8 protein-coding genes and 1 pseudogene are annotated in these 18,103 nt (G+C 65.8%); 4 read left to right on the forward strand and 5 right to left on the reverse strand.

Annotation, left to right across the window (positions count from 1 at the left end; translation table 11 throughout):
- Window positions 1-67: 67 nt before the first annotated feature.
- Complete coding sequence (locus tag ACTXG5_RS20560; protein WP_445160544.1) at window positions 68-529, reverse strand: DUF2834 domain-containing protein; 462 nt, start codon at window positions 527-529, stop codon at window positions 68-70.
- 736 nt (window positions 530-1,265) lie between these two features.
- Here ACTXG5_RS20560 and ACTXG5_RS20565 point away from each other — a divergent pair.
- Window positions 1,266-1,484, forward strand: a pseudogene (locus tag ACTXG5_RS20565) (adenylate/guanylate cyclase domain-containing protein); the annotation flags it as partial.
- A 165-nt stretch (window positions 1,485-1,649) separates the two neighbouring features.
- A complete protein-coding gene (locus tag ACTXG5_RS20570) occupies window positions 1,650-2,966 on the forward strand; it encodes an adenylate/guanylate cyclase domain-containing protein (RefSeq protein WP_445160545.1) in 1,317 nt (438 codons plus the stop codon).
- A gap of 90 nt (window positions 2,967-3,056) precedes the next feature.
- On the opposite strand, the gene ACTXG5_RS20575 is transcribed toward ACTXG5_RS20570, so the two are convergent.
- The gene (locus ACTXG5_RS20575) at window positions 3,057-3,473 is read right to left on the reverse strand and encodes a DUF2834 domain-containing protein (RefSeq protein ID WP_445160546.1); all 417 of its coding nucleotides are present in this window, start codon (window positions 3,471-3,473) and stop codon (window positions 3,057-3,059) included.
- A gap of 885 nt (window positions 3,474-4,358) precedes the next feature.
- Here ACTXG5_RS20575 and ACTXG5_RS20580 point away from each other — a divergent pair.
- Window positions 4,359-6,125, forward strand: a complete 1,767-nt coding sequence (locus ACTXG5_RS20580; protein WP_445160547.1) for an ABC-F family ATP-binding cassette domain-containing protein — start codon at window positions 4,359-4,361, stop codon at window positions 6,123-6,125.
- 29 nt (window positions 6,126-6,154) lie between these two features.
- A complete protein-coding gene (locus ACTXG5_RS20585; RefSeq protein WP_445164522.1) occupies window positions 6,155-7,447 on the forward strand; it encodes a cytochrome P450 in 1,293 nt (430 codons plus the stop codon).
- Here the strand turns inward: ACTXG5_RS20585 and ACTXG5_RS20590 are convergent.
- From ACTXG5_RS20590 to ACTXG5_RS20600, 3 genes are all read right to left on the reverse strand, one after another.
- Entirely contained in the window at window positions 7,430-8,500 is a 1,071-nt protein-coding gene (locus ACTXG5_RS20590) for a type III polyketide synthase (RefSeq protein ID WP_445160548.1), read from the reverse strand. The two genes, ACTXG5_RS20585 and ACTXG5_RS20590, sit on opposite strands and share 18 nt — an antisense overlap.
- 146 nt (window positions 8,501-8,646) lie before the next feature.
- Window positions 8,647-11,721, reverse strand: a complete 3,075-nt coding sequence (locus ACTXG5_RS20595; RefSeq protein ID WP_445160549.1) for a type I polyketide synthase — start codon at window positions 11,719-11,721, stop codon at window positions 8,647-8,649.
- Window positions 11,721-18,098, reverse strand: coding sequence for an SDR family NAD(P)-dependent oxidoreductase (locus tag ACTXG5_RS20600; RefSeq protein ID WP_445160550.1), 6,378 nt, complete (start codon window positions 18,096-18,098; stop codon window positions 11,721-11,723). Before ACTXG5_RS20600 ends, ACTXG5_RS20595 begins: the two co-directional genes overlap by 1 nt.
- Window positions 18,099-18,103 lie beyond the last annotated feature (5 nt).

Consider the following 18,103-nt stretch of genomic DNA (forward strand, 5'->3'; position numbering starts at 1 on the left):
TACAACCTCCGAGAGGACCTCGTCTTGGTGTCGTAACGATTGGCTGAAGACTCGCTGGAGCCGCGAGTCAGCCCAGGTCGACCCAGATAGTCAAGCCTGCGAGACCGGTGGCGAGCACCGCCAGCAGGACTGCATCGATCGCGTGGAGGCGTGGGGAATCCGATGCGCCGATCCGCATCTCGCGAGCGATGAGGAACAGTGGAAACGTCACGCTTACGGCGATGAAGAACCCGCCGAGAATGTAGAGCCAGACGAATCGCACGCCGTGCTTCCTGGCTTCGATCACCATGAGGACGGCGGCGGATAGGGCGAACATCAGTATGTCTGCGGTGATATTTCGTGCCGAGGCGGTGACCTTGGCGTCGTGCCAGAAGTTGGCGAAGAAGTCTGCGGGGCCGCTGTGTGTGTACGCGACCGTCTGGCTCCACGTGGCGATCAGTGCGGCCACCGCGATCACCGCGTATACGGCGCACAGCACTTTGCCGGACGTGGGTATCGATCCCGGCTGAACCTGGTCGGTTGTTGTCATGAACACACGTTAGGGGCGTACGAGGAGAATCGGCCGAATCTTGAGGCACACGGACGGCAAAAAACCCAGGCAGTGATACCTGGGTGCCGGTGGCCGGGTCAGTCGTTGTGCCTCAAGCGCTTCGCTTGCCGTCGATTCCCACGGCGGCCTAACTAAGGTTGCGTGGGACGGGGCGCAACCGCTTTTCCGGCCATGCAATCTTGAAGGTCCTGAGTACCCGGGGCGAAGTCGAAGCCGCAGTTGCACTCATGAACTTGCTGCGGTTTGGGAAGCGAATTGCAAAAGTCGGTGTCAGCGGAGGCCGATGGTGCGGTCCACATAACACCAGCGGCCAAGGCTGCCGCTGCAGCACCGACCGTGGCCATCAATACTCTCGCCTTCATGTTGGGATTCCTCTTCTCTGGAAGACGACGGCACGCTGTCGCTGTTGGTTAGAGCGGGGACAGCATCTGAAGCACTACGCTAACCCGCGCCGCCAGATTTTTCTCTCTAGCTCGGTCAGGGTGCGAAGCCTTGGTGCCCAACGGCAGTGGCGCTCGGATTGCCGCTCCCACTGAAGTTCGTAGACCTACCGGCGATGAGCCTGTTTCGCTCATGGCGGCCAGAATCCCATCTGCCCGACGCGGCGCCAATCGCTGCTGGGTCCGCCAAAGACAGTTCAGGGGACTGCTTGTGAGCAGCGCAAATGCTGCCCGATGCGCACCCCTCGACCCGCTGCTCGGCTTACACTTCCGCAATGTTCTCGGAGACTCGCTACGCGATGAACGGGGATTTGCGTGTCGCCTATCGCGCATCGGGTAAGGGTGAGCGCGACATTGTCTTCGTCCCCAACTGGTTCACGAACTACGAAGTCCTTCCGGAGCTGCCGTCAACTCAGGGCTGGTTCGAGGCGATGACCTCGCTTGGTCGGCTGATCCTTTTTAATCAGCCCGGCTCCGGAGCATCCGATCCAGTCGAGAATGTGACGCGCGGTGAGCGCGCGTTGACGCGTAGGCCCGACGTTCGCTGACGCGACGCGTCTTGAGCAAGAGATGGCAGCGTATTGCCTAACTCCATTTCAGTTCCAATTTGGCCGTAAGACGCCGTCAGCCTGACCCACTCCTCGGCTTACACTTCCGCAATGTTCTCGGAGACGCGCTATGCGCTGAACGGGGACTTGCGCGTCGCCTATCGCGCCTCGCGCGAGGGCGCACGCGACATCGTGGTCGTCCCGAACTGGTTCACAAACTGCGAGGTTCTTCCCGAACTACCGTCCATTCAAGGCTGGCTCGAGGCGATGACCTCGCTTGGCCGACTCATCTTCTTCGACCAGCCAGGCACCGGGGCGTCAGATCCCGTCACGCCGGACGCCATGCCGAACATGGAGCAGTGGGCTGACAGCATCACCGCGGTCCTCGACGACCTCGGCAGTAGCGAAGCAGTCCTGGTCAGTATGAGCGGCACGCTCGCGCCTGCGGCGCTTTTTGCAGCGACATATCCGTCGCGGACGACTGCGCTGGTCGTTCTGGAGGGCTACGCCGACCGGCTCGCCGATCGCACCGAGGGACCCACACCCGAGGAAGTTTTTGCCGCCATGGCTGCGATGTACGGCACTGGCGAGTACCAGCATGTAATGAGTCCGGACATGCCGTGGAACGAGGAGATCCGGGCATCCTGGGCCCGTCTTGAACGGCTGTCGGCCAGCCCGCGCGCAGTCGCCCTCATGTTTCCTCTGGTGATCGAATTGGACGTCCGCGCAGTGCTTCCGACTGTCCGCGTGCCGACGTTGGTAGTCCACCATGCCGACGATCCGCTCGTCCCGCCGGCGTTGGGCAAGTACGTCGCTGATCACATCTCGTGCGCGAAGTACGTCGAGCTGCCGGGCCGCAACATTCACCACTTCGTTGAACCCTGGCGTTCGTCGTTTCAGGAGATTGCCGAGTTCCTCACCGGCCATCAGGCGGACGTGGCCGACGATCGGGTGCTCGCCACGGTGTTGTTCACCGACATCGTGGACTCGACGCGGCGCGCGGCGGAGATAGGCGACCGCGACTGGCGCGCGTTGCTCGATGCCCACGACGCTATCGTCCGGTCGCAGCTGTCGCGGTTTCGGGGCCGTGAGGTGAACACGACCGGCGACGGGTTTCTCGCGACGTTCGACGGTCCCCAGCGAGCCATCCGCTGTGCGATGGCCATCCGCGACACGGTGCGGACGCTCGGCATCGAGGTCCGCGCTGGGTTGCACACCGGCGAATGTGAGGTCCGCGGCCATGACGTGGGCGGGATCGCCGTGCACATTGGCGCGCGGGTCAACGCACTCGCAGGGCCTAACGAAGTGCTCGTATCCAGCACCCTGCGCGACCTCGTCATCGGGTCGGGGCTCATGTTCGAAGACCGTGGCGCTCAAGCGCTCAAGGGCGTACCGGGCGAATGGCGGCTGTTCGCCGTCGTGAGCTAACCCACCGATGAGCCCACGCAGCGTGTTCCGAAGCTGCTGGCAGCGATTGCGCGAAGAACACTCAAGCCGCACCCACGCCTATCGAGATCGTTAGGCCCAGATCGTTAGGCCAGCCACGGCAATGGCAATCATGGCGAGCATGATCGTGTCGACCGTCCCGACGCGTGGCGTCTCGGAGTCGCCCATGCGCAATTCGCGGGCGATCAGGAACAGCGGGAAGGCCACGCTCACTGCAGCGAAGAACCCGGCTATATACAGCCACACCCATCTCACGTGATACTTCCGGCCTTCGATTATGGTCAAGACCGCTACGGAAAAGCTCAGCATCAAGGCTTCGACCGTGATGACCCGAGAGGCCGAGTTGACCTTGGCGTCGCGCCAAAACGTGACTATCTGGCTCCAAGTCGCGATGAGCGCGGCGACAGCGATAGCGGCGTAGACGACGCAGAGGACTTTGCGCGAGGTCGGCAGGGATGACGTTGGGTCGGCTTGGTCGGCTGTTGTCACGACCTCACGCTAGAGCGACCGAACCGGCGGTGGCACGGAACTGGGGAAGAAACCGCCACCGGGGTAGCCCCTTCGGCGGCCTCGAAATATCTACTGCGGTGCTGGTAGCGACTAGCTAAAGTACACTCCACGGACTTCTCGGGTGTTGGGCCGTGCTACAGCTTTTGAGAGCATCTCGCTCCCACCCCACGTGTACTTCTGGTTCAACCCGGGGTGGTATCAGCCGCTGATCATGGTGTTCCTGAACACATGAAAGGGAAACCGCACCATGGCTTCTGCGTCGCCTCGGGCGGCGGTGCATCAGGTCCATCCCAAGTATTGGGCCCGACGTTTCCGTGCCCGTAGTAGACGCTCCACCACGTGTGGCAGACATTCCTGTCCCAGTTAGCCCCCGCACCCGAAAAAGGGCATCCCGGACCGGGGCCTTGGGGATGTCCTTCTTTCTGTCCGGGGCAGCATGTCCACGGCCCAAAGTACGGCTCGGCCTGCGCGGTGGGGGCTCCCACGCCCAAAAGGGCTGCGGCGATACCACCCGACAGCAGCGTTCCACCGAGCATCCTCTTCACGGTTCGATAGTGCGACACGGTCTCGCTCCCTTCCTTGAAGATGCTGACGATCAGTATCGGCACGCACTGAATCCGTCGCATAGGTATTTGTCTACGCGAACCATTTAGATACGGGCCGGGTTGCTACCGATCCCAACAAACCGACCGAGTTTGTTCCGGCGGCGAGACGTCATACCGCTGCTTTGCGGCCGGTGTAGACCGTCGTCAGTACCGGGTGTGTCCGGCACAGACACTTCAAGTTCGACGTGGGTAGCTCCCCGTCGTCGTACGGGATGGTGTGGTCGAGATCGCAAGCGCCGACCTTGCTAGCGTCGGCCCAGTGGCACACCTGATCGGAGCCGAGGCCGTTCACCTCGAATACCCCACGCAGGTCGTGTTCGATTCGATCTCGCTCGGGGTCAACGACGGCGCGCGCACCGGCATCGTCGGGCGCAACGGCGACGGCAAGTCCAGCCTGCTGCGTCTGCTGACCGGTCAATTGCGGCCCGATTCCGGCCGGGTCACCCAGCGCAGCGGATTGCGGGTCAGCGCGCTGAGCCAGGCCGACACCCTGGACCCCGAGCGCACCGTCGGCTGGACACTGGTCGGCGACCAGGCCGATCATCAGTGGGCCGGCGACCCGCGTATCCGTGACGTGGTCGGCGGTCTGGTGTCCGATATCGATTGGGATGCAACGGTTTCCACGCTCAGCGGTGGGCAACGCCGACGAGTGCAACTGGCCGAACTGCTGATCGGCGAGTGGGACGTGATCGCTCTCGACGAGCCCACCAACCACCTCGACATCGAGGGCATCACCTGGCTGGCCGGCCACCTGCAGCAGCGCTGGGCACGCAACACCGGCGGGCTGCTGGTGGTGACGCACGACCGCTGGTTTCTCGACGAAGTCGCCACCACGACGTGGGAGGTGCACGACGGAATCGTCGAACCCTTCGACGGCGGGTACGCCGCGTACGTCCTGCAGCGCGTCGAGCGGGACCGGCAGGCCGCCGCGTCCGAGGCCAAGCGGCAGAACTTGATGCGCAAGGAGCTGGCCTGGCTGCGCCGGGGCCCGCCCGCGCGGACCTCCAAGCCGAAGTTCCGGATCGATGCTGCCAACCAGCTGATCGCCGACGTGCCGCCGCTGCGCAACGCCGTCGAGTTGGCCAAGCTGGCCACCGCCCGGCTCGGCAAGGACGTGATCGACCTGCTCGATGTGTCGGTTTCGTTCGACGGTCGCCCCGTGCTGCGCGACGTCGAGTGGCGGATCGGCCCGGGTGAACGGAGCGGCATCGTCGGCGCCAACGGCGCGGGCAAGTCGACGCTGCTGGGTTTGATCGCCGGTACCGTCACGCCGGACACCGGGCGGGTCAAACGCGGCAAGACCGTTCAGTTGGCGGTGCTCGATCAGCAGGGCGATCGGTTAGCCGACGTCGCCGACGACCGGATCGCTGACGTGTTGGGCCGGCTGCCCGGTGGGTACGAAGTCGAAGGCCGCGAGGTCACCCCCGCCCAGTTGCTGGAGCGACTCGGTTTCACCGAGCTCTCCGCACGGGTCGGCGAACTCTCCGGCGGGCAGCGGCGGCGGTTGCAGCTGATGCTCACCCTGCTGTCCGAGCCGAACGTGCTGCTGCTCGACGAGCCCACCAACGATGTCGACACCGACATGCTGACCGCCACCGAGGATTTGCTCGACTCCTGGCCGGGCACCTTGATCGTCGTCTCACACGACCGCTATCTCCTCGAACGCATCACCGATCAGCAGTACGCGATTCTCGACGGCCGGTTGCGCCACCTGCCGGGCGGCGTGGACGAATACCTGCGACTGGCTGCCCATTCCGCGGGTGCCCCGGAAGCGGCGCGGGCGACCCCCAAGCCCGAGGCGATGTCGGGCGCGCAACGTCGCGCCGCCGAGAAGGAACTGACCTCGGTCGACCGCCAGCTCGCCCGGCTGGCCGATCGCATTGCGGCCAAACACGTCGAACTCGCCAACCATGACCAGTCCGATCACGTCGCCATCACCCGGCTGACAGCCGAACTACGCGCCCTGGAAGACGAGGTCGGCGCGCTGGAGAGTCGCTGGCTGGAGCTCTCGGAAGCGGTGGAGTGATTCCCATGAATAAGCAACCGCGCCGACCGGTGTCCTATCTGCCCGGCGAAGCGCTGCTCGCCCTGTACCGGCGGCGGGGCGCGGTGATCAATTCCGGTATCGGCCGGCACGGCTACACCTATCTGCTGGGTCCCGAGGCGAACAAGTTCGTGTTTGCCAATGCCGACGCCTTCAGCTGGGCACAGACATTCGAGAGCCTGGCAATCGTCGACGGCCCCACCGCCCTGATCGTCAGCGACGGGGACGACCATCGCCGCCGCCGCAGTGTCGTCGCCCCGGGGCTGCGCCACCGGCAGATCCAGGACTACGTGCAGACCATGGCGTCCAATATCGACGCCGTCATCGATGGCTGGCGGCCCGGTCAGCGGCTGGACATCTACCGGCAGTGCCGCTCCGCGGTCCGGCGCAGCACCGCCGAGAGCCTGTTCGGCCCGCGCTTGGCGATGCACTCCGACTTCCTCGGCGAGCAACTCCAACCCTTGCTGGACCTGACCCACCAGCTGCCCCAAATGGTGGCGCTACACCAGCGCCTCCACTCCCCCGGGTGGCGACGGGCGATGGCCGCCCGCAAGCGCCTCAACGACTTCATCGATGCCCAGGTCGCCGATGCGCGCACTGCGCCCAGACCCGACGACCACATGATGACCATGTTGATCAACGGTCGCGGCGAAGAGGGATACGCGTTGAGCAACAACGAGATTCGCGATTCGATCATTTCGCTGATCACCGCCGGTTACGAGACCACGAGCGGCGCACTGGCCTGGGCGATCTACACGCTGCTTACCCTGCCGCGAGCATGGGACAACGCCGACGACGAAGTTCGCCGTGTACTCGGCGACCGGCCGCCGCACACCTGGTCCGGGACCAACCTCGATGCGCTCACCTACCTCAACGGCGTCGTCCACGAGACGCTTCGGCTGTATTCACCCGGCGTAATCTCGGCCCGCAGAGTGATGCGCGACCTCTGGTTCGACGGGCACCGGATCCGCGCCGGCCGGTTGCTGATCTTCAGCGCGTACGTCACCCACCGGCTGCCCGAGCTGTGGCCGGATCCGACCGACTTCCGACCGGCGCGCTGGGATCCGGGATCACCGGATTACCGCAAACCCGCACCGCATGAGTTCATCCCGTTCAGCGGCGGGTTGCACCGGTGCATCGGTGCAGTGATGGCCACGACCGAGATGACCGTCATGCTTGCCCGGCTGATCGCCAGAACGAAGCTGCGATTGCCCGCCCAGCGCATCCGCGCCGCCAACCTCGCAGCGCTGAGTCCCAAGCCGGGCCTGATCGTCGAGATTGCCGACTCAGTGCCAGCGCAGTAGCACGAGCTCGGACGAGAATCCCGGACCCATCGCGATGATCAGACCGGGGCTGCCGCTGTGCGGCGGCTTGGCGATGGTGTCGCGCAGGACGTGCAGCACCGAGGCAGACGAGAGGTTGGCGATCTCGCCGAGCGAGCGCCAGGTCAGCTCGAGCGCCTCGGGCGGCAGGTCGAGGCTCTTGCCGATCGCATCGATGACCTTGGGGCCGCCCGGATGGCTCACCCATGCTTCGATGTCGCCCCTGGTCAAGCTGTGTCCGCTGAGGAACTGATCGACGTCGTCGGCCAGGTTCTGCTCGATCACCGTGGCGAGCTCTGGGGAGAATATGGGCTGAAGACCGGCGGAACTGACGTTCCACGCCATCATGTTCAGCGATTCCGGGTAGAGGCGGCTGCGCGAATCGACGATGTCGGGCCCGCCGGCGCGCACCTGCCGGTCTTGTTCGGCGCGACGATCACCGACGGCGACCACCGCGGCCGCCCCATCACCGAACATCGCGGTCCCGACCAGCCCCGACACGGTCGGTTTGACCGTGGGGAACGTCAGCGAGCAGAGCTCGACCGACACCGTTACCGCGACGCCGTCGGGCGCGCCCCGCAGATAGTTGTGCAGCGTGGCCACCCCCGCCGCACCGGCCGCACAGCCCAGGCCGAACAGCGGCATCCGGCGCACATCCGGGCGCAGGCCAACCCGGCCGGCGATGCGGGCATCCAGCGACGGCACCGCGATGCCGGTGACGGTCGTGGTGACGATCATGTCGATGTCTTTGGGCAGCAGTCCGGCCTCGTCAAGGGCGCCCAGCAGCGCTTCACAGCCAAGGTCAACGGCGTTTTCGATGAAAATCTCGTTCGTCTCGCTGAAGTCGGTCAGCGACGCGTATTGCTCGAGGGGCAGGACCAGGTGGCGGCTGTTGACCTTCGCGCCGGCGTACAGACGCCGGACGATCTCCTCGTGCTCCTTTAATGCCGGGAACTCGACGAATTGGTCGGTGATCTCGCTCTGGCTGTAACGGTGCGGTGGCAATGCACCGAACACACCTGCGATGACGCTCATACCCAGCCTCTGCTCAAAACGATTGCACCCGTTACACGAAAGTTTATGCGGTCTGGTTCAGGCCCGCAAAGTTACGACTATTCAACATGTGTCGTATACGAGGGCGCCGGGAGAACACGGAATCATCTCCGCCAGCGTGGATTTCGTCATTCCGCATCATCCGCTTTGTCGGACTCCAACGCCATAGCGATCAATGCGTCGGTGCTTAACGAGTCGATGATGTCATTACTGACGTCGGGATCGGCGAGCGAGATTTCGGACTCGCCGGCCAGCAGCAATAATTTGTCGAGCAATCCGGTTCGTCGAAGTTCGCGCAGCGGGATTTTCCGCAGCGAAGCCCAAATCTTCTCGTCGTCGGAATTTTCGCGATCGTCGTGAAGCAACTGCTGACGCAGGTGATCGGCCAGCGCCGACGGAGTGGGAAAATCGAAGATCAGAGTGCGCGACAAGGCCAACCCGGTGGCAGCTTTGAGGCGGTTGCGAAGTTCGACGCCGGTGAGTGATTCAAACCCGATGTCTTGAAAAGCGCGCCCGACATCGATGTCACGACTGCTCGAGTGCCCCAACACGGTCGCGGAATGCCCGCACACCAATTCCACCAGCCGCCGATGCTGATCCTCGGGGGCCAGTGTTTGCAGCTGCTCAGCCAGGTCGGCGGCCCGACTCACTGGAGCCGGCGCATCTCCGCCCAGACCGAGCCAAAACCGCTGCCGGGCAAAGCCATACGTCGGCAGCTCGACTCGGCGGGCACCGAGGCCGCTAAGAATCGACGGCCAATCGACCGCCGCGCCGTGCGCAAATAATTGCCCGGCCGCGGTCAGCAGCGCGTCGATTTCGGGTTGGTCCTTGGACAACGTCGCCACCGCGGCGGCGTGCTCGGTGCTCAGCGACTGCTCCACCGCCGCAGTCAGGCCGGCGGCGGGACCCACCTCGACGAATACGCCGGCCCCCAGGGACTCCGCCAACCGCACGCCGTCGACAAAACGCACCGGCCGGCGCACGTGCTCAACCCAATACTGTGCCGAGCCGTAGTCAGCACCGGCGAGCTGTCCAGTCACGTTGGACACCAAGCCAATCCGCGGCTCGCCGGCCTTGATGTCGGCGAGCAGGCGGGCGAACTCCCCAATCATGGGCTCGACCAACACAGAATGAAACGCGTGCGACACCGCCAACCGATGCAGCCGCTTCCCCTGCTGAGCCAGCCGATCCGCGAGGGCGCCGACCGGGGCCTCGGCACCGGAAAGCACCACGGAATTTTGCGCATTGACCGCCGCAATGGCGACACCGTCGGTGAGCAACGGAGTCACCTCGTCCTCGCCGGCGGCGACCGCGATCATCACCCCGCCGGCCGGCAGCTCCGCCATCAAACGGCCCCGGGCCGCCACCAGACGCGCGGCATCGTCAAGCGTCAGCACACCCGCGACGTGGGCCGCGCTGATCTCACCCACCGAATGGCCCATCACAAGATCCGGTTCGATTCCCCAAGCTTGCAACAACGCCGCCAATGCCACCTCGACGACGAACAGCGCCGGCTGGGCAAACTCGGTGTTGGCCAGCAGCTCTGGATCAGGACCCCAGATCACGTCGCGCAAAGCCGAACGCAGATAAGCGTCCATCGCATCGATGGCTTCATCGAAAACCCGCGCGAACACCGGAAACCGGTCGTACAGCTGCTGCCCCATTCCCAACCACTGGGAGCCTTGGCCCGGAAACACGAACACCGTCTTGCCGGTTGGTCTGGCCCGGCCGGCCACCGCACCCGGGTCGCCGGCGGCCAATCGCGCCAAACCCGTTGTGAGGACTCCGCGATCGCTTCCCACCAGTACCGCCCGATGTTCAAAGATCGACCGCGTGGTGGCCAACGACCACGCCACGTCCGGCACCGTCAGATCCTCATCGGCGGCCAGGTGGGCCGCCAACCGTGCGGCCTGGCTGGTCAAGGCCTGCTCCGAACGCGCGGTCAGCACCCATGCCACCGCGCCGTCCGGTTGAGGTTCGGTCCCAGCACCGTCCGGCTGCGAGGGCGCCCCCTCGAGGATCACATGGACGTTCGTCCCGCCCATTCCGAACGACGACACCCCGGCCCGCCGCGGCCGGCCGGCTGCCGGCCACGTCGTCAGAGCGGTGTTGACCTGCAGTCCATGGCTTTTCAGGTCATTGCCGGGGGCCGCGCTGTCGTAGTTCAGGCTGGGCGGGATCAGGCTGTTTTCGATCGCCAGCACGGCCTTGAGTAGGCCCGCGATTCCCGCGGCACTTCCGGTGTGGCCGATGTTGGTTTTGACCGATCCCACGCGTACCGGATGCTGTCGGCGCTCGGCGAATATCTCGCCCAGTGCCTTCGCCTCGACCGGGTCGCCGACTTCGGTTCCGGTTCCGTGTGCCTCAACGTAGTCGATGTCGTCCCCGCCGAGACCGGCGCACGCGAGCGCACGGCGGATGACGTCGGCTTGTCCCGAAACCGAGGGCACGGTCTGTCCGGCGGAACTGTGCCCGGCATTGCCGACCGCACTCCCCCGGATGACGGCGCGGATTCTGTTCCCGTCTTGGAGGGCGGCAGTGAGCGGCTTCAACAGCACCATGCCGGCACCCTCGGCCCGCACGTAGCCATCCGCGCGTCCATCGAATGCGTAGGTATGGCCCGATGTCGACAGTGCGCCGAATTCCTGTTCGAGCATTGCGGTTTCGTCTGCGAGATTGAGGTGGATCCCGCCGGCTACCGCCAGCGACGCCTCGCCCGCGCGCAGGCTTTCGCAGGCAAGGTGAACCGCGACCAGTGACGACGATTGACCGGAATCGATAATCATGCTGGAGCCGTGCAACCCGAGGGCGTAAGAGATCCTGTTGGCGATCATCGCGCGACTGACACCGCCGAACGAGTGATGATCGAGCTTGTCCGCGCCATCGCGAAGCGTCAGGACGGCGTAGTCATCGGTCATTGCCCCGAGGTAAATCGACACCTGTTCGCCGTGCAGGGTTTCCGGCACCAGGAATGCGTCTTCGAAGAGTTCCCAGGCCAATTCGAGCGCCAGCCGCTGACGCGGGTCCATCGCGCATGCCTCGCGGGGCGATAGGTTGAAAAAGTCCGCATCGAACTCGTCGATACTGCCCGGTAATTGGGTTACTTCCAGTCCGTCACGCACGAGATGCCAGAAGTCACGGGGGGTGGCGGCGCCAGGCAACCTACAGGCAAGGCCGATGATTGCTACGTCGGTCGGTGACATCAGGGGCCGAGATCGTCATCGAGGATGGCGAACAGTTCGCGTTCGGTGGCAGTGGTGATGTCGTCCTCATCGAGAGCGTGCGCGTCGATGGACGTCAGCAGCGGTGGGGTTTCGAGCTCGCTCACGATGGCTTGGATGCGGGCAGCCAGGCCGGTTTTGTCGTCCTGCGTCCACCCGGGCTGGTTGACCAGTGTTTGCAGTTCGCGGGCGATGTCGTTGAAGCGAGCCAACTGGTCGGGCTCACCGGCGGGCGCACCGGTCACCACGGAACTGAGCTGTTCGTCGACGTGTTCGGCCAGCGCTTCCGGGGTGGGAAAGTCGAAGATCAGGCTAGGCGAAAGGGTAAGCCCGGTAGCGGTTTTGAGGCGGTTACGCAGCTCCACTGCGGTCAGCGAGTCGAACCCGAGGTCTTGGAATGGCAGCTGAGCCTCGATATCAGCGGCGGACCTGCCCAACACAGTTGCCGCGTTGGTGCAGACCAGTTCGACTAGCTGATGGTGACGCTGCTCGGGACTCAGCCCCTGCAGCCGGGTGGCCAACCCCGACGTCGACACCGCTGCGCCGGTATCACTGATGAGTCGCCGGCCCGGCCGCGCGACCAGGTCACGAAGCACCGGCGGCACCGCACCGCTCGCGCCCAGCCCCGATGCGTCGATGCGGGCGGCCACCAGCAGCGGGCGATCGGCCAGCATGGCCTCGTCGAAAAGCTGGAGCGCGTGGGGGGTCGACAGCGGTGCCAGCCCGCCTCGGCTCATGCGGGCTTTGTCGCGCTCGCTGAGGTGTTGAGTCATGCCGCTGGCCTGTTCCCACAGCCCCCAGGCCACCGATAACCCCGCCAAACCCTGGGCACGCCGATAGGCGGCCAAGCCGTCGAGAAGACTGTTCGCCGCCGCATAGTTGCCCTGACCCGGGGAACCCACGATCCCGGCCATCGACGAAAACAGCACGAACGCCGACAAATCCACGTCGCGGGTGAGATCGTGCAGATTCCAGGCACCATCGACCTTGGCCCGCAACACCGTATCGACCCGATCCGGCGTCAACGACGCGATCAACCCGTCATCAATCACCCCGGCAGCATGGAACACGCCCTTGAGCGGGTACTGCGCCGGCAACTGGGCGAGCAGCCCCGCCACCGCCTCCCGATCGGCCACATCGCAGGCCACCACCGACACCTCGGCACCGGCGCCTTTGAGCTGGTCCACCAGATCCGCCACACCCTCGGCATCGGAGCCGCTGCGGCTGACCAACACCACATGGGCCACCCCGTAACGAGCCACCAAATGCCTGGCCACCGCTGCCCCGGCCATCCCGGTGCCGCCGGTGATCACCACGCTGGCCCCGGCCAGGCCACCACCCGAACTCGCCAGCACCGGATCGTCCGGACCATCGGGCAAAGTGAGCACCACCTTGCCGATCTGACGGGCCTGACTGACGAACCGATACGCCGCCGACGCACACCGCACATCAAACGCCTTGACCGGCAACGGCTTCAACACGCCGGTTCCGAACAGTCCGAGCAACTCCGACCACATGGATGCGATGTGGTCCGGGCCGGCTTCCATGAGATCGAATGCCCGATACATCACGCCCGGGTGTTGTTGGGCCACCGTCTCCGGGTCGCGAAGGTCGGTCTTGCCCATCTCGATGAAGCGCCCGCCACCGACCAACAACCGCAACGACGCGTCGAGGAACTCCCCAGCCAGCGAATTGAGCACCACATCGACCCCGGCCCCGCCGGTGGTCGCCAGGAACTTCCCCTCGAAATCCACAGTCCGGGTGTCGCCGATGTGGTCGTCATCAAAACCCATCGCCCGCAACGTGTCCCACTTACCACGGCTGGCAGTGACGAATACCTCGGCACCCCAATGCCGAGCCAACTGCACCGCCGCCATCCCCACCCCACCGGTGGCGGCATGCACCAAGACCTTCTCCCCGGCTTTGACACCGGCCAACACCGACAACCCGTACATGGCGGTCAGAAACACCACCGGCACACTGGCGGCCTGTGCCATGGACCATCCGGTGGGCACCGCGGTTACCAACCGCGCATCCACCACCGCCTCAGAGCCCACCACCCCCACCAAACCCATCACGGGATCACCAACGGCCAGGCCGGTCACCTCGGGGCCTACTTCGAGCACCACTCCAGCGCCCTCAGCTCCGAGTTCGCCGCCGCCGGGATACATCCCCAACGCCACCAGCACATCCCGGAAGTTCACCCCGACCGCGGCCACCGCCACCCGCACCTGCCCGGCACCCAGCTCCGCCGGCCCGGCCGGGGCGACCACCACGTCTTCTAATGTGCCGCCGCCGCCCGCGGCCAATCGCCATCCGCCGGCGGGCAACTCCAGCACGGCTCCGGCTCCGACCGCAGCCAGTCGCGCCGCATGTGCGACCCCGGAACGCACCACCAATTGCGGTTCACCACAGGCGATGACCTCGCCAACATCTAATGATCCGTCGGAATCGACCAACACCACCCGACCCGGCTGCTCGGCCTGCGCCGAACGCACCAACCCCCAGACCGCCGCACCCGCGAGATCCGTGACATCCTCGCCGGCCAACCCCACCGCACCATGCGTCAGCACAACCAGCACTCCCGAGCCGTCACCGGCCAGCCACGACTGCATCACGCCTAAGGCTTCATGAGCTGCCGCGTACACCGATCCCACCGCGTCACCGGTTCCGAAACTCGGCTCCCACATCGTGACGTCCTCCGCGGCAACAGCGTTGGGTTCCAACGACACCGGGGACCAGGCGACTTCGTACAGTCCGCCGCCGCCGCCGGCGGCCGCTGCCAATGCCGCCGATAGCGCACCGATGGAGATCGGGCGAACGACCAACTCCCGCACCGACAAAACCGGAAGGCCCGTCCCGTCGGCCAAGTCCACTGAGACGGCCCCGGTGCCGACCGGCGCTATCCGGACCCGGACTCGTGATGCCCCGGCAGCATGCAGGCAGACTCCTTGCCAGGAGAACGGCAGCATCGTCGAATCGCCGCCCTCGGCAATCCCCCAGGCATGCAACGCGGCATCCAGCACGACGGGATGAATCCCAAAGCCGCCCATTGGCACGCCCTCGCCGGCGCTCACTTCGGCGAAGACCTCTTGCCCGCGCCGCCACAGGGTTTGCAGACCGCGGAATGCGGGCCCGTACTCGTAGCCCCGGGCCGCCAGCACCTCGTACACGTCGCCGGCATCGACCACGGAGGCCCCTACCGGCGGCCACACCGACAGGTCCGCGGCGGGCTCGGGCTGCGTGGGACTCAACGCGCCCTGCGCGTGCAGCACCCACACCGAATCCGGCGCCGCACCACGCGAATACACCCATACGGCCCGGGAACCCGACTCACCCGCGGCGTCGACGACGACTTGCACGCGGGCGGCGCCGCCCGGCGGTAACACCAACGGCGCCAACAACGTCAGCTCATCCACCACAGAACAGCCGACCTCGTCGCCGGCCCGCAAGGCCAACTCCACGAACCCGGCACCGGGGAATAACACCACCGCGTCGACGACGTGGTCCGCCAGCCACGGCGATCCGCCCACCGACAACGAGCCCGTCAGCACCACGCCACCCGAGTCGGGCCGCTCCACCACCGCGCCCAGCAATGGGTGCGCGGCCCGGGCCAGACCGACACCGCTCACGTTTCCCGATCCCACCGCTCCGAGAGGTAGCCAGAACCGCTGCCGGACGAAGCCATAAGTCGGTAAGTCGACCCGGCGCCCGTCTCCCACCGCCGCGGGCCAATTCACTCCGACGCCGATGGTGAACAAATGCCCGAGCGCCATCAGCGTCGACTCGGCCTCGGGCCGATCTTTGGCCAGCGTGATTACCGATGTCGCCTGCTCGGTGGTCAACGACTGCTCGACAGCAGCGGTCAGACCGCGCCCCGGACCGACTTCGACGAAAGCCTTGGCGCCCAACGATTCGGCGGCCCGGATCCCGTCGGCGAAACGTACCGGCTGGCGCACGTGCTCGACCCAGTATTGCGGCGACCCGTACCCGGGACCGGCCAATTGTCCAGTCAGGTTGGACACCAACCCTATTCGCGGGGGCGATGGCGAAACTCCGGTCACCAGCTGGGTGAACTCCTCGAGCATCGGCTCCATGAGCGAGGAATGAAACGCGTGCGACACCGCCAGCCGGTGCACCCGGCGGCCCCGCTGTGCCAGCTCGTCGACCACCGCGGTGACCGCGGCGTCAGTACCCGAAATCACCACGGCGTGTGGGGCATTGACCGCCGCGAGATTCACCTCCGCGGTCAGCAACGGCGTGACTTCGGCTTCGCCGGTAGCTATGGCGACCATCGCGCCCCCGGGCGGCAACGCCGCCATCAACCGGCCCCGCCCCGCAACCACTTTGGCCGCATCCGAGAGCGACAGCACGCCCGCTACGTAGGCGGCGGTGATCTCGCCCACGGAATGACCCGTCACCACGTCGGGCAGCACACCACAGTGCTGGAGCAACGCTGCCAACGCCACCTCGGTCGCGAACAGCGCCGGCTGCGCGAACTCCGTACTTTGCAGCAGGTCGGCATCAGTGCCCCACATCACCTGCCGTAGCGGCAACCGCAGCTGCGGATCCAACGCCGCTGCCGCCTCGTCGAACGCCCGCGCGAACTCCGGGAAACGGCCGTAGAGCTGCTGGCCCATCCCCAGCCACTGGGAGCCCTGACCGGGAAAGACGAACACCGTCTTACCCGCCGAGCGGACCCGCCCGGCCACCACACCCGCGCTCTGGTCACCGCCGGCCAACTCGATCAACCCCGCTACCAAGCGGTCCCGGTCCGCGCCGACCACTGCGGCCCGGTGGTCGAAGACCGCCCGCGTCGTCACCAGGGACCACGCCACATCCACCGGACTCAGATCCGTGTCGCCGGACACGTGCGCAAGCAACCGCTTGGCCTGGTTGGCCAGCGCCTGTTCCGAGCGAGCCGACAACACCCACGCGGTCTCCCCCGAATGAGGCTCATTCACAATATTTTCGGCGTCCGGTACCGGCGGCTGCTCGATGATCACGTGTGCATTGGTCCCGCTGATCCCGAACGACGACACCGCAGCTCGGCGCGGCCCATCGCCGCTCGGCCAGGCCCGGGATTCCGTCAAGAGCGATACCGCACCCGCCGACCAATCCACGTGCGGGGTGGGCACATCCACGTGCAATGTCTGCGGCAGCACCCCGTGCTGGATCGCCTGGATCATCTTGATGACTCCGGCGACGCCCGCGGCGGCCGAGGTGTGGCCGATGTTGGATTTGATCGATCCCAACCACAGCGGTCGATCCGCCGGCCGATCCTGGCCATAGGTCGCCAGCAGCGCTTGCGCCTCAATCGGATCCCCCAGCACGGTGCCGGTGCCATGCCCTTCGACGACATCGACATCTGCTGCCATCAGCCCCGCGCTGGCCAGTGCCGTGCGGATGACACGTTGCTGGGACGGCCCGTTCGGGGCGGTCAATCCGTTGGAGGCGCCATCCTGATTGACCGCGGTACCGCGCACCAGCGCCAAGACCGGGTGTCCCGCTCGTCGCGCGTCGGCCAGGCGCTCCACCACCAGGACTCCGGCGCCTTCCGACCATGCGGTGCCGTCGGCGGCACCGGCATAGACCTTGCACCGGCCATCGGCGGCCAGCGCCCGCTGACGGCTGAATTCGACAAATGCGGCGGGTGTGGCCATGACCGTGACACCCCCGACCAGGGCCAGGTCGCATTCGCCCGACCGCAGCGACTGTGCCGCCAAATGCAGCGCCACCAACGACGACGAGCACGCGGTATCCACCGACACCGCCGGGCCTTCCAAGCCCAGCACGTACGACACCCGGCCCGAGGCCACGCTCAACGTCGATCCGGTGAGCCCATAGCCCTCCAGCTCGCCTTCCACTTGGCCCCCGTAACCGGCATGAATCACACCGGCGAACACCCCCGTGTCCGAACCGCGCAACCCCAACGGATCAATGCCGGTGCGCTCCAAGGCTTCCCACGACAACTCCAGCATCAGCCGCTGCTGTGGATCCATCGCCAGGGCCTCGCTGGGGCCGACGCCGAAAAACCCGGCATCGAAATCGCCCGCGTTGGCCAGGAATGATCCCTGGCGTACGTACATTTTCCCCGGGGCATCGGGGTCGGCGTCGAACAACCCCGCCACGTCCCAGCCCCGATCCGCGGGAAAATCCGACACGGCGTCGCGGCCGTCAATCACCATCTCCCACATGGCCTCCGGGGAATCCACTCCGCCCGGATACCGGCACGCCATTCCCACCACCGCGATCGGCTCGGACAGCTTGCTCTCCAGCTCCGCCACACGTCGCCGCGTGCGCCGCAGATCTGCGGTGAGCCGCTTCAGGTAGTCAAGATGTTTGTCGGTGTCCGACACTGGCG

It is taken from the genome of Mycobacterium sp. Dal123C01 (assembly GCF_052566995.1).

Coding starts and splice junctions, on each gene's coding strand:
- ACTXG5_RS20560 (WP_445160544.1), bottom strand. CDS start 529: ATGACAACAACCGACCAGGTTCAGCCGGGATCGATACCCACGTCCGGC.
- ACTXG5_RS20570 (WP_445160545.1), top strand. CDS start 1,650: ATGTTCTCGGAGACGCGCTATGCGCTGAACGGGGACTTGCGCGTCGCC.
- ACTXG5_RS20590 (WP_445160548.1), bottom strand. CDS start 8,500: ATGAGCGTCATCGCAGGTGTGTTCGGTGCATTGCCACCGCACCGTTAC.
- ACTXG5_RS20595 (WP_445160549.1), bottom strand. CDS start 11,721: ATGTCACCGACCGACGTAGCAATCATCGGCCTTGCCTGTAGGTTGCCT.